Annotated in this window: 8 protein-coding genes; 5 read left to right on the top strand and 3 right to left on the bottom strand. The window is 71.1% G+C overall.

All coding sequences use genetic code 11. The features are described 5' to 3' along the window. Positions 1 to 18: 18 nt before the first annotated feature. The 3 genes from AB0B76_RS26770 (at position 19) to AB0B76_RS26760 (ending at position 5,237) form a co-directional block, all read left to right on the top strand. Positions 19 to 1,689, top strand: a complete 1,671-nt coding sequence (locus tag AB0B76_RS26770; RefSeq protein ID WP_360380375.1) for a carbohydrate-binding protein — start codon at positions 19 to 21, stop codon at positions 1,687 to 1,689. Then, positions 1,686 to 4,121 carry a PQQ-dependent sugar dehydrogenase gene (locus tag AB0B76_RS26765; protein WP_360380372.1) on the top strand — a complete coding sequence of 812 codons (2,436 nt, stop codon included), beginning with the start codon at positions 1,686 to 1,688 and terminating at the stop codon, positions 4,119 to 4,121. The genes AB0B76_RS26770 and AB0B76_RS26765 overlap by 4 nt, the downstream gene beginning before the upstream one ends. Before the next feature lie 81 nt (positions 4,122 to 4,202). Continuing rightward, the gene (locus AB0B76_RS26760; protein ID WP_360380369.1) at positions 4,203 to 5,237 is read left to right on the top strand and encodes a LacI family DNA-binding transcriptional regulator; all 1,035 of its coding nucleotides are present in this window, start codon (positions 4,203 to 4,205) and stop codon (positions 5,235 to 5,237) included. A 134-nt stretch (positions 5,238 to 5,371) separates the two neighbouring features. Here AB0B76_RS26760 and AB0B76_RS26755 read toward each other — a convergent pair whose 3' ends face one another. The 3 genes from AB0B76_RS26755 to AB0B76_RS26745 all read right to left on the bottom strand — a co-directional run bounded on the left by AB0B76_RS26755 (position 5,372) and on the right by AB0B76_RS26745 (position 10,136). Further along, the gene (locus tag AB0B76_RS26755; protein ID WP_360380367.1) at positions 5,372 to 6,730 is read right to left on the bottom strand and encodes a ricin-type beta-trefoil lectin domain protein; all 1,359 of its coding nucleotides are present in this window, start codon (positions 6,728 to 6,730) and stop codon (positions 5,372 to 5,374) included. 214 nt (positions 6,731 to 6,944) lie between these two features. Then, entirely contained in the window at positions 6,945 to 8,687 is a 1,743-nt protein-coding gene (locus AB0B76_RS26750) for a ricin-type beta-trefoil lectin domain protein (RefSeq protein WP_360380364.1), read from the bottom strand. Positions 8,688 to 9,122: 435 nt separating this feature from the next. Beyond that, positions 9,123 to 10,136 (bottom strand): LacI family DNA-binding transcriptional regulator, encoded by a 1,014-nt coding sequence (locus AB0B76_RS26745; protein WP_360380361.1) that lies wholly within the window; start codon positions 10,134 to 10,136, stop codon positions 9,123 to 9,125. Between the two features lie 358 nt (positions 10,137 to 10,494). On the opposite strand from AB0B76_RS26745, the gene AB0B76_RS26740 reads away from it, so the two are divergent. Continuing rightward, a complete protein-coding gene (locus tag AB0B76_RS26740) occupies positions 10,495 to 11,751 on the top strand; it encodes an extracellular solute-binding protein (RefSeq protein WP_360380359.1) in 1,257 nt (418 codons plus the stop codon). Positions 11,752 to 11,978: 227 nt separating this feature from the next. Further along, positions 11,979 to 13,706 (top strand): glycogen debranching protein, encoded by a 1,728-nt coding sequence (locus AB0B76_RS26735; protein ID WP_360380357.1) that lies wholly within the window; start codon positions 11,979 to 11,981, stop codon positions 13,704 to 13,706. Positions 13,707 to 13,821 lie beyond the last annotated feature (115 nt).

The following is a 13,821-nucleotide window of genomic DNA, read 5'->3' as shown; positions in this document are numbered from 1 at the left end:
CGGAATCGAGGAGACAGCATGCGTAAACCGCTGACGGCGCTGCCCGCGCTGACGCTGGCGCTGGCGGTGCTGGCCGCCACCGTGCTGGCCCGCCCGCAGCCCGCCGCCGCGCTGGAGAACGGGCTCGCCCGCACGCCGCCGATGGGCTTCAACAACTGGAACACCACCGGCTGCACGGCCACGTTCAACGAGGCGTTCGTCATGGGCGTCGCCGACAAGTTCGTGTCCGCCGGCCTCAAGGACGCCGGCTACACCTACGTCAATCTCGACGACTGCTGGGCGCTGCCGTCGCGTGACGGCAACGGCAACCTGGTGGCCGACCCGGCCCGGTTCCCGCACGGCATCAAGTACCTGGCCGACTACGTCCACGGCAATGGCCTGAAGTTCGGCATCTACTCCAGCGCCGGTACGAAGACGTGCAACACCAAGGGATTTCCCGGTGGCCTCGGCCACGAGCAGCAGGACGCCGACCTGTGGGCGTCGTGGGGCGTGGACTACCTGAAGTACGACAACTGCAACAACCAGAACGTCGACGCCCGGACCCGCTACTCGGCGATGCGCGACGCGCTGGCCAGGACCGGGCGGCCGATCGTGTACAGCATCTGCGAGTGGGGCCGCACCGGTCCGCCGAAGGTCTGGGAATGGGGTGCCGACGTCGGCAATCTGTGGCGCACCACCGGCGACATCAGCGACAACTGGTCCAGCATGATCTCGCGCGTACACACCAACGACGACCTGGCGCAGTTCGCCGGCCCCGGGCACTGGAACGACCCCGACATGCTCGAGGTCGGCAACGGGGGCATGACCGATGCCGAGTACCGCGCCCACTTCAGCCTCTGGGCGGAGATGGCGGCGCCGCTGCTGATCGGCAGCGACATCCGGTCTGTGTCGAGCACCACGCTGGCCACCCTGAAGAACACCGACGTGATCGCCGTGGACCAGGACGCGCTCGGCCGGCAGGGCTCGATCGTCTCGGCCAGTGGTGGGCTCGTGGTGTACAACAAGGTGCTCGCGAACGGTGACCGCGCCGTGGTGCTGCTCAACGAGAACACCACCGCGGCGACGGTGAGCACCACCGCCGCCGCGATCGGCCTGACCGGGTCGCCGAGCTACCGCCTCAAGGACCTGTGGTCGAAGGCAACGCGCACCACCACCGGCTCGATCGGGGCCTCGGTGCCCGGGCACGGCGTGGTCATGTACCGCGTGTCGCGCGGCGACGCCGACCCGAATCGCCATGAGGCCGAGGCCGCCGCGATCGGCCAGGGCGTGGTCGAGTCGAACCACGCGGGCTTCTCCGGCACCGGGTTCGTCAACGGCGACAACGTCGCCGGGTCCTATGTGGAGTTCACGTTTGCCGCGCCGGCCGCCGGTAGCGTGAACCTGAGCATCGGCTACGCCAACGGCACCGCCATCGACCGGCGCGCCGACATCAGCGTCAACGGCACCACGCTGGCGGCCGGCGCCTCGTTCCCGCCGACCGCGAACTGGGACACCTGGGCGGTCAGGACGCTCAGCGCACCGGTACACGCCGGCGCCAACACCGTGCGCATCACCGCCACCACCGCCGGCGGCAACCCCAACCTGGACTACCTCGACGCGGTGGGCGGCTCGGCCCCGGTCGACCACCCGACCGTTACGACCGCCGACGGCGGTCCCGACCTCGACCGCCAGTCAGTGGAGGACCGATGAGAAGACCCGTTCTGGCCGCCGCGGCCGGGCTGCTGCTGATACTGCCGATGGCGGTCGCGACGGCCGCCGGCGCCGCGTCGGCCCGGTACGAGGCCGAGGGCTGCACCATGCCGGCCGGCACCGTGGACACCAACCACGCCAACTACAGCGGCACCGGCTTCGCCAACGGCGACAACGCCGTCGGCAACTACCTCGAATGCACCGTCACCGCGGCCAACGCCGGCCCGGGCACGTTCGTCATCCGCTACTCCAACGGCGCCACCGCGAACCGGCCCGCCGACATCAGCGTCAACGGCACCGTCGTGGCCGCGGCCGCCGCGTTCGACCCGACCACCAACTGGGACACCTGGGCCGACAAGACCGTCACCGCCAACGTCAACGCCGGAACCAACAAGATCCGGATCAGCGCCACCACCGCGCTGGGCAACCCGAACCTCGACTACGTCGACTTCAGCGTCGCCGCGGCGTTCACCGACTACCAGGCCGAGACCGCCACCGTCTCGCAAGGCACCGTCGCCACGAACCACACCGGCTACACCGGCACCGGCTTCGTGGACTACACCAACGTGGCCGGGTCCTATGTGGAGTTCCAGGTCAGCGCGGCGGTGACCGGTACCGCGCAGCTGACGTTCCGGTACGCCAACGGCACCACGGTCAACCGGCCGCTGGACATCACCGTCAACGGCAACTCCGCCGCCCTGGACCTGGCCTTCGGCGCCACGACCGACTGGGACACCTGGGCCGAGAAGACCATCTCGGTATCGCTCAACGCCGGCACCAACACCGTCCGCGGGACCGCCACGACGGCCAACGGCGGCCCGAACCTGGACCGGCTGCGGGTCACCGGGCAGAGCGACTCGGCCGCGCCCAGCACGCCGGGGCAGCCCGGCTGCGCGAACATCACCGAGAACAGCATCGACCTGTCCTGGGGCGGCTCCACCGACAACGTCGGCGTCACCGGCTACGACATCTACCAGGACGGCAACCTCCTCGCGCAGTCGGCCGGCACCGGCACCGCCAAGACCCTGACCGGACTCACCCCGGACACCCAATACCGGCTGTCGGTCTTCGCCCGCGACGCCGCCGGCAACGTGTCACTGTCCAGCGCCCAGGCCGTCTGCACCACGCTGCAGAGCAGTGACACCCAGGCGCCGAGCGCGCCCACCGGCCTCACGTTCTCCAACGTGACCAACGGCAGCGTCGCGCTGTCGTGGGGCGCCTCGAGCGACAACGTGGGCGTCGTCGCCTACGACGTCCGGGTCGGCACCACCGTGGTGGCGTCGGTCGGGGGCCACCCGCCGGCGACGGCGACGGCGGTCACGACCTTGGCCTGCAACACGCCGTACACGCTCGACGTGGTGGCCCGCGACCTCGCCGGTCACGTGTCGCCGCCGAGCAACACGGTCAGCTTCACCACCGGCTCGTGCAGCGGCGGTGTGCCGTCGGCCGTCTCGACGTACTCGACGGGCTGGACCATCCCCTGGGGGACCTACTTCGCGCCGGACGGGCAGTCGGCGCTGGTCACCGAGCGCGACGACAAGGTCGCCGCCGGCCAGTTCCGGGTGTACAAGCTCAACACCACCGGCGGCACGAAGACCCTCGTCGGCACGGTCCCCAACGTCGTGACCACCAACGGTGAGGGCGGACTGCTCGGCGTCGCGTTCGACCCCAACTGGGCCACCAACCATTTCGTGTACTTCATGCACACCGCCGCGGAGGGCAACCGGATCGTCCGGATGACCTACAACGGCACGTCGCTCACCGGCTACACGACCCTGGTGACGGGCATCGCGAAGAACCGCTACCACAACGGCGGCCGGCTCGCGTTCGGCCCGGACGGCTACCTCTATGCCACCACCGGTGACGCGCAGACGGGTAGCAACGCGCAGAACAAGAACTCCCTCAACGGCAAGATCCTGCGGATGAAGACCGACGGCACCGCCGCCCCCGGCAATCCGTTCGGCACCCTGGTGTACAGCTACGGTCACCGCAACCCCCAGGGCATTGCCTGGGACTCCCAGGGCCGCCTGTGGGAGGCGGAGTTCGGCAACTCCATGTTCGACGAGCTCAACCTCATCAAGCCCGGCCTCAACTACGGCTGGCCCACGTGCGAGGGCACCTGCAGCGTCGCCGGCATGGAGAACCCCAAACGCCAATGGTCCGTCGACGAGGCGTCTCCCAGCGGCATCGCCATCGTGCGTGACGTCGTGTACATGGGCGCCCTGCGTGGCGAACGCCTCTGGCGCATCCCCATCCTCGGCGGCGAGAGCACCGGCGCCCCGAGCGCCTACTACGTCGGCACCTATGGCCGGCTGCGCACCGTTACGAAGGTCCCCGGCGCCGACGCCTTCTGGCTCAGCACCACCAACTGCGACAACAACGGCGGTGCCGGCAACGGCTCCGACCGGATCCTCAGGGTCACCGTCGCCTGATCGTCCGGGCGGGCGGCCGCGGGTCGGCGCCCCGCTGCCGCCCGCCCGGGCTCCTCTTCGGACACCTTCGGGAGTACAGCCATGGCGGTAACGATCAAGCACATCGCCCAGGCGGCCGGCGTCTCGGCGTCGACGGTGAGCCGGGCGCTGGCGGGCTCCGGCCTGCTGCCGCCGAGCACCCGCCGGCGCATCGAACGGGCGGCCGACGAGCTCGGGTACCGCCCCAACCGGGTGGCCCGCGCACTGAGCACCGGGCGCACCGGCAACGTCGGGCTGCTCGTGCCCGACCTGCTCAACCCGTACTTCGCCGCCGTCGTCAAGGGGGTGCAGGCCCGCGCCCGGGAATCGGACCACTGGGTCTTCCTCACCGACACCGACGAGGACCCGGCCGTCGAGGCGGACCGCGTCCGCGCTCTCGTCGAGCAGGTCGACGGCGTCGTGCTGTGCTCCCCGCGCACCGGCGAGCCGCAGCTGCGGGTGCTGGCCCGCGAGACGCCGATGGTGATGCTCAACCGGCGGGCCGCCGGGATCCCGTCGGTGACGACCGACAACGGCGAGGGCATCAGGCAGCTGGTCGCGCACCTCGTCGCGCTCGGGCACGAGCGGGTGGCGTACGTGGCCGGCCCCCGCGCGTCCTGGTTCAACCGCGACCGGCTGCGCCTGCTGCGCACCGCCACGGCCGCCGCGGGCGTCGGGCTCGTCGAGTGCGGCAACGTCGAGCCGCGCTTCGCCGGCGGCGTCGCCGCGGCCGACCAGGTCCTCGGGGCCGGCGTGACGGCGGTCGTCGCCTACAACGACGTGATGGCGCTGGGCCTGCTCAACGCCTTCGGCGCCCGCGGGGTGGAGGTGCCCGGCCGGATGAGCGTCGTGGGCTTCGACGACATCCTGCCGGCGGGACTGGCCAGCCCGGCGCTGACCACCGTCGGCCGGCCCGGCGAGGAGGCCGGCCGGGCCGGCATGGACCTGCTGCTGCGGTTGATGGCGGACCGGCGCTCGCTTCCCGCGCCGGCGCCCGAGCCGGTCGCCCCGCTGGTGGTGCGCGGCTCCACCGGCCCTGCGCGCCGACGGGGCAACGGTAACGGTCCTGTGCCGGCGCCACGGCCGGCTCGCCACTGAGCAGAGTGCGAGCGTCGAGCGGTACGACCGCCGGCAGCCGTCGCCTTGCATCGTCCGACCCGGACGAACGCGCCCCCGGGGGCCGGCGGCGGCCGGCCGCCGGCCCTGAGGGCGCATCCCGTGCGTCCTGGGTGTCAGCTGCGGGCCCACTTCTGGTTGGCGCCACCGTTGCAGGCCCAGATGATGATCTTCGTGCCGTTGGCGGTGCCGCCGCCGCTCGCGTCGAGGCACAGACGCGACTGGACGCCGACCACGGTGCCGTCGCCGGGGAGCGTCCACTTCTGATGGTTGCCGCCGGTGCAGTCGGAGATGTCCACCGCGGTGCCCGCGCCGGTGCCCGCGCCGCGGGCCTCCAGGCACTTGTTGCCGTACACCCGCAGCTCACCGGCGGCGGTCGCGGTGAAGCTCTGGTTCGCGCCGCCGTTGCAGTCCCACAGCTCGGCGGCGGTGCCGTTGGCCTGGGAGGCGCCGGTGATGTCGAGGCATCGGCCGGACTGGCTGCCGACGAGCCGGCTCCCGCCCGTGGGAAGCGTCACGGCGCCGGTGCTCGTGTCGATGCCCCAGGAGTCGTACCAGTTCAGCGTGGCCGTGCCCGTGCCGGTGAGGGTGATCGGCAGCCATACCGGCAGCGACGCGTTCAGGTTCGAGGCGTTCCATCGATCGCCGATGTATACGTAGCTGGTGCCGGCGCTGCCGGTCACCGGCAGCAGGAATGAGGTCTGCGAATCGTAGGTGCGGGTGCCCGCTGGAGCGAAGTTGCTGAACCCGCTCCACGGCCCCGCGAGGGAGGTGGCGGTCGCGTACACGTTGTCGTTGGTGGACCACCCGGTGAGGTGCGAGGTGAGCAGGAAGTAGCGACCGCTGACCTTTGCCATCGCCGGCGACTCCAGCGATGGGAACGTGGCGACGGTGCTCTGCGCGCTGGTGTAGTCAGCGGAAAGGCGCTCGATCCGCATCCCGGCGGCCGGATCCTCATGGATCATGTACGCCGTGCCGTCGTCGTCCTTGAACAGTCCGAGATCCCGGCTCGGATGGCTGAGCGGTCGGGTTGCCCCGAGGTAGGTGTACGGCCCGCACGGTGTGTCGCTGACCGCGACGCCGGCCCGCTGGTCGTTGTACGAGGTGTTGTCGATGTGCATCCACATCACGTACTTGCCGGTGGTGTTGTTGTAGAGCACCTTCGGCCGCTCCACGATCCGGCCGGCGGACAGGTCACCGCTCGCCTGGCGGGACAGTGCGTCGGCCTGCCGGGTCCAGTGCGCCAGGTCGGTCGAGGAGTAGCAGGCGACGGCGGTGAACGTGGACCCGGCGGTCTTGTCCTCGCCCACCATGTAGTAGGTGGATCCGACGGTGAAGATGCCGGCGCCGTGAGCCTGCAGGCGGTTGCCGGCCGTATCGGTCCACGCGGTCCCGGGGTTGATGGTCACGGTGGCCGCCGACGCGGCGTGCGGGCTCATCGCGGTGACGCCGGCCAGCACGGCGAGCGCTGCCAAGGTACGAATACATCTGCGGTACATCGAGCCTCCAGGCATGACACGCCGGCGTCCTCCGGGACGGCCGGCGTCGCGGGTTTGGCCTTGCTGATCGGTTTCCGCGGGCCAGGGTGGGCCGCGGACCGCGCCGAATCGATTCGTGGATCCTCGACGACATCGCCGCCGCGGGGCAGGGTGACGGACCGGTCGGCCCGTCGCCCTGCCGGCGCCCGCGTCAGCTGCGGAGGCTCCATTTCTGGTTGGCGCCGTTGAGGCACTGCCAGAGCTGGACCTTGGTGCCGTTGGCGGTGCCGAGGGCGCTGGCGTCCAGGCACAGGCCGGACTGCACACCGGTGATGGTGCCGTCGGCGTTGACGTTCCACTGCTGGTTGGCTTGGCCGTTGCAGTCCCAGATGATCGCGGCGGTGCCGTTGGTGCTGCCTTGGCCGTTGGCGTCCAGGCATTTGCTGCCGTACACCTGCAGCTGCTTGCTGGCGGTGTATGTGAAGCGCTGGTTGGTGCCGCCGTGGCAGTCCCACAGCTGCGTCTGTGTGCCGTTGGCCGTCGTCGCGCCCGGCACGTCGACGCACCGTCCCGACTGGGTGCCCACGATGAGCTGACCTTGCGGGACCGTGCCCGACGGCGGCAGCAGCGTGATCGTGGACGTGTCGTTGACGGCGGTGTGCGGGACGTTCACCGTCGCGGCGTTGCCGGAGAGTGTCACCACGCTGTCCTGTACCGTGACCGGGCCGGTCACGGCGCCGCCGTTGTTGTTCGGGATGTTCTGCACGACCACGCGGACCTGGTTGTTCTGCACGATGCCGCTCGTGGTGTCCAGGCGTTGCAGGTTCACGGCGACGTTGCCGGTCGTGCGGCTGCCGCCGACGAGGATCTTCGCCGAGCCGGCGGTCTTCGTGGCGAACGCGTCGTAGGAGGCGCTCGGTGTGACCGCGGCGATCTGGCCGGTCTGGGAGGCGTAGAAGTTGTACACCCACCACTCGCCCTTGGTCTGGTACTGCCCGGCGGAGTTGTGGGTGAGCAGGCTGGCCAGGTCGTTGTGGAGGTTCTGCCCGCCGGCCCAGTTGGCCCGTAGGCCGTCGGCGCCGGCGCGTTCCAGGCGGGCGATGTACCACGCGCCGCCGGCCGGGTTCTGTTCGTTGGCGGCGCCGTACTCGTTGATCTGGTACGGGCGCGGGTGGGCGATGCCCCGGGCGTCCAGCGTCTGGTTCGCGGTGGCGACGTTGGTCACCGGGTCGCCGGGCAGCGAGTGCCAGCTGACGATGTCGGGCACGACGTTGTTGGCCTTGACGTAGTCGAGGTACTGCGTCCACCAGCCGCTGGTCGAGGGTACGCCGGCGAGGCTCGGCCCGACGATGAGCATGCCGGGGAAGGTGGCCCGGATGCGCTGGTACGTGCGCCGCCACAGCTCGAAGTACTGTGCCTGCGGGCGGTTCCAGAACAGGGTGATGTTGGGTTCGTTCCAGATGTCCCACTCGACGGTGATCCCGGCCGCCTGGACGTCGCTGAACAGCCGGTTGAGGTAGTTGTCGTAGTCGGTCCAGTTGCCGTTGTCGCCCGGGAAGCGGCTGATGGCGGCGCCGTCGGCGCCCCAGAGGTCGTGGTTGAGCAGGACGAACTTGCCGCCGAGCGCGGCGGTGCGCTGCGCCTGCGCGCGTGTGGCGTTCCAGCGGCGGTCGTAGCCGCCGCCGACCCAGCCGCCGCCCGGCAGCTGCGCGCCGCCGGCCCGCATCGCCTGGAACTTCACGTCGCGGTAGTAGTTGTCGGGCGGGTTCTTGCCGTCCTCGGTCATGCCGTAGATCCAGCCGGACGCACGGTACGACGGCGTCCCGTTCGTCACGGAGAAGTTGACGGTGAGGGACTCGTCGGCGGCGAGCGCCGGCCGTGCGCCCATCAGGGTCAGCGCGGCGGCGAAGGCAAGGGATCCGGCGAGGGCACCGCGGGCGCGCCATCGGCGCATTCGTGGAGGGTGCACTGACATCTCCTCGGTCAGTCGGCGGGGGAGGGGGCGACGGACAGCCCACACCGATCGCGAGACGAGCCGGCGACGGAGAAAGGTGGCGTCGTCGGACGGCTGGCGGACTGTCCAACATGCGCGATCGGCGGCCCGGTGACTTGGGTGGTCCGTGGCGCCATAGCGTCGAATCGATTCGTGTGCACGGTAAGGCCAGGCGCTGCGGCGTGTCAACAAGACGGCCGCTGGCGGGGACCGGGCGGCATCCACGAGTGCCATGGGCCGACGAACCGGTTCGTGCTCGTGGCCTCAGACGTCGACGCCGGTGATTGTCTGCAAGGGGAGTTCCCCGAAATGAAGCTTCCGCGGCCGGGCGGCCGACCGTCCTGAGCCGCGCCGTGGGTGGGCCGGGCGGCGCGGCCCCAGGACGGAAGCCGGCGATCAGCGGACCGGGGCAGGTCCGGTACTGGCGCGCAGGGAGATCGGCGGGGTGTGCAGGAGGTGCCGTGGATGCGCCGTGGGCATGTTCAACTGTTCCAGCAGCAGTTCGACGGCCTGGGCACCCATGTCGTGGGTCGGCACGTCGGCGGCGGTCATCGGAGGGCGGAAGTCCTCGGCCCAGTGCCGGGCGGCCACGCCGGTGACGGAGAAGTCGCGCGGCACGTGCAGGCCGGCCCGCTCCAGGCCGCGCTGGATGCCTGGCAGCGCGGCCTCGTTGACGGTCACGAGCGCGGTGATCTCGGGGTGCTCGGCGCGCAGCCGCTCGATACACGCCTCACCGGCCGGCGCGTCGTCGCCGCAGCACACGTCGATGCCGGCGATGCCGCGTTCGGCGACGGCCCCGGTGAAACCGGCGAGCGCGCGGTGGCCGGGGCCGTACCCGGCGGCGACGAGCTCGGCGGAGCGGTTGATGAGGGCGATGTGCCGGTGCCCCAGGTCGGCGAGGTGGTGCACGCACCGCGAGACGAGCACGGTGTAGTCGATGTCGACCGACCACATGTCGAGGGCTTCGCGCGTGCGACCGATGGTCACGAACGGCAGGCCGCTGCGCTGCAGGCGGGCGACCCGGTCGTCCTCGAGCCGGATCTCCATCAGGATGACCCCGTCGACGCGGCGGCCGGTGACGATCCGCTCGAACGAGCGGTCGTGGTCGCCCCCGGAGGGTGACAGCAGCACGTCGAAGTCGGCGCCGGCGGCGGCCTCCACGATGGTGGCGACGAAGCCCAGCTGCATGTCGGTGAGCCGCCGGCTGGCCGGCGGGATGACGAGTCCGAGCGTGCGGGTCCGGCCCTCCTTGAGCGCGCGGGCGGTGGCGTTCGGGCGGTAGTTCAGCTCGTCGATGACGGTCTGGATGCGTCGGCGGGTCGCCTCGGAGACCGGCCGGTTGCCCGTGAGCGCATACGACACCGTGCTGCGTGACACGCCGGCCCGGCGGGCGATCTCTCCGATGTTCATGGTGCTCCTCGCGGCCGCCCGGCGTGTCCTGCTCTCGGCGAGAAGCTTGCCGGAGCCCCGCCCGCCGCGCAATTCGCACCTCGAACCGATTCGTCACCATGTGGTCAGCCCGGGATGGTGCGCCGACGAGGCGCCGAACCCCCGGCCCCGGATCGCATGCGCGGTAACCGGCGACGCCGGTCCGCTCTTGACCGGCGGCGCGAACGCCCCTATGTTTCGGGTCGAACCGATTCGCGTCCCGAAGGTGCCGTTCCCGTCCTCGCCCGCGAAGACATGACGGCGCCTGCCCATGCGACCTGTCCGGTACACCCCGAACGGCTGCGACCAGCCGGACACCCCCACCCGCAGAAGGTTCATCATGCCCATGTCATCGCTCAGGCGCGGGCTCCTCGGCGCCATCCTGGTCCCGCTCGCCGTCGTCGGCACCCAAACCGCCTGCTCCTCGCCGGACACCGGCGGGGCCGGTTCGCCCGGCGGGGGCACCTACACGATCTGGGACCCGTACCCGCAGTACGACGGCAGCTCCGAGTGGGCCCAGCTGCTCAGCAAGTGCGGCACCGACGCCGGCGCGAGCGTGAAGCGCGCCGGTTACGACACCAGTGACCTGACGAGCAAGGCGCTGCTGGCGGCGCAGCAGGGCAACTCCCCGGACGTGCTCATCGTCGACAACCCGGTCGTCTCCACGCTCGCCGAGGCCGGCGTGCTGACCACCACCCAGGAGAACAAGCTGGACACCGGCGCGATCTCGCCGAACCTCATCGCCGCCGGCACGATCGGGGGCAAGTCCTACGGGGTGCCGATCGGCGCGAACACGCTGGCGCTGTACTACAACAAGGCGGTGCTGCAGGCCGCGGGCGTGGACATCGCCACGGTCAAGGACTGGCCGTCGCTGACCGCGGCGCTGGGCAAGGTGAAGGCCGCCGGGAAGAAGGGCGTCACCTTCTCCGCCATCGGTACCGAGGAGGGCAGCTTCCAGTTCCTGCCGTGGTACTGGGGGTCCGGGGCGGACCTGCGCAAGCTCGACTCGCCGGCGGCGGTCTCGGCACTGCAGCTGTGGACCGGCTGGCTCAAGCAGGGCTACGCGCCCAACTCGGTCATCAACAACACGCAGACCACGAGCTGGCAGGAGTTCGCCACCGGGGAGTACGCGTTCGCGGAGAACGGTACCTGGCAGCTGGGCAACGCGAAGAAGGCCGGCTTCGAGTACGGCATCATCCCGGTACCGGCCAAGAACGGCGGCACCGCGCCGGCGCCGACGGGCGGCGAGTTCGTCAGCCTCCCCGTGCAGAAGGACACCGGTCGTTACGAGGTGAGCAAGAAGATCGTGCAGTGCCTGACCAGCACCGAGAACTCCTACACCACCGTGAGTACGCTGAACTACGTGGCGCCGACCACCGCCGTACAGGAGAAGCAGGTGGCGGCCAACGCCGAGCTGAAGGTATGGGTCGAAGCCGTCAAGGCCGCCAAGGGGCGCACCAGCGACGACCTCGGCACGAAGTACCCGAAGATCTCGCAGCCGATGTGGACCGCGGTCCAGGCAGCGTTGAGCGGCTCGAAGTCCCCGGCCGACGCCCTCACGGCCGCGCAGACCGCGGCCGCAGCGGCGACGAAGTAGGCCGCCCCGATGACCCGCGGCGGGCCGCCCGCACCGACGGTGCCGACCCGCGGCGGGCCGCCCGCACCGACGGTGCCGGCCCGTTGCGCACGTTCGGGTCGATCGTGCCGCCGGTCAGCCGCAACGCCATCGTGACCGTCCCGGCCGCCGGTGCTGCTCGTCGTCGCGCAGCTACGTCGCCGCCGGTGCCGTCACGGGCTGAACAGCACCAGAAAGTGAGTCGCACCATGCGCACCACCACCGGCCCGGCATTTTCCGTGCGGGAAATCCCGTTCAGCTACGCCGGGTCCTGGTTCGGCATCTCGCCGGTCGTGGCCGAGAAGACCTACGCCGAGCACCTGCACCTGGTGTCGCACCAGACGGGCCTGCACGCCGTGCTGCGGCTGGTGCCGATGGGAGGCGGCGCCGAGGCGGAGGCGGCCGTCTCCGCATCGCCGGCCCGCCTGGTCTGGTCCGGCGAGGACGGCCAGGTGGAGCTCGCCTACGAGACCGTCGACACGGTCCGGCTGCGCGGACACGGGCTCGGCATGGCGATCCGCGCCGCGCACCCGGCGCTGACACCATTCAGCGGCACGTACTTCTACCGCGACCCCGTCGACGGGGCCTACGTGTTCACCGACTACGGCACCGGCCGCCGGTACCGCGTCACGGTCCTGGCCGGCACCGCCGAAGCCATCGGCGCGCAGGCGCTCGGCACCGGCGAACGCGGTGTGGCCGTCGCCGGCGACGAACCGTGGGAGGTCGCGATCGAGGAGTTCGACAGCGCCCGGCTGCCGTACCGAGCCGGCTGCACCTTCGACGAGGTCGTCAAGGCCGCCGAGGCCGAGTTCACCGCCTTCGCCGATGCTGTGGCGCCGTGGCGCGGTCCGCAGACCCCGGCCGCCGAGCTGGCCGCCTACGTGCTGTGGTCCGCTACCGTCCGACCGGCCGGGTTCGTCACCCGCCCGGCGGTGCTGATGTCCAAGCACTGGATGGACAAGGTCTGGAGCTGGGACCACTGCTTCAATGCCCTGGCCCTCGCCGACGGGCTGCCCGAGCTCGCCTGGCACCAGTTCCGAATCGTCTTCGACCACCAGGACCCGGCCGGCGCCCTGCCCGACTCGATCACCCACTCCGAGGTGCTCTACAACTTCGTCAAGCCACCCATCCACGGCTGGACGCTGCGCCAGCTGCGCCGGCGACTCCCGGATATCGACGTCGCTGAGCTCGCAGCGACCTATGACGCGCTCGCCCGCTGGAGCGCCTTCTGGCTCGACACGCGCCGGGGGCCGGGCGAGGAGCTGCCGCACTACCAGCACGGCAACGACAGTGGCTGGGACAACGCGACCACGTTCGACCTCGAGCGCGTGGTGCAGAGCGCCGACCTCGCCGCCTTCCTCGTGCTGCAACTGCGCGAGCTCGCCGACCTCGCCGAGAGCCTCGACCGCGGCGGCGACGCGGCCCGCTGGGCCGCGGCGGCCCATCGGCTCTGCGCCGCGATGCTCGATCGCCTCTGGGACGGTGAACGGTTCGCCGCCCGGAGCGTCACGACCGGGCGCACCTGGACCAGCGACAGCCTGTTGGATCTCATGGCCATCGCGCTCGGCGACGGGCTGCCGGCCCAGGTCCGCGACACGCTGGCCGCGCGGATCCGGATGCATCTCACGGCCTTCGGGCCGGCCACCGAGCTGCCGACCTCCCCGCACTACGAGGCCGACGGGTACTGGCGTGGCCCGATCTGGGCGCCGTCCACCGTGCTGATCGAGGACGGCCTGCGCCGGGCCGGTCACGCCGACCTGGCCGACGACATCAGCGCCCGCTTCCGCGCCCTGTGCGAGCAGTCCGGCTTTGCCGAGAACTTCGACGCCAAGACCGGCGCCGGCCTGCGTGATCGCGCCTACACCTGGACGGCCGGCGCCTACCTGATCCTCGCCGCCGCCCACCTGGAACGCACGCGGCCGTTGCCGCAACCCTGAGCACGCCGCGCACGGCACGCGTGTACGCGGCGGGGGAGGGGCGATGTCGTGGGCGCGTCCGCCTCCGCTTCGTCGGCGGGGGCCCGCGGCCGAGCGCGCGGGCCCCCGCCGATCG

Source organism: Dactylosporangium sp. NPDC049140, assembly GCF_040648435.1.
Note: the sequence above shows the minus strand (reverse complement) of the source record. Positions and strands in the feature narration are given on the sequence as shown.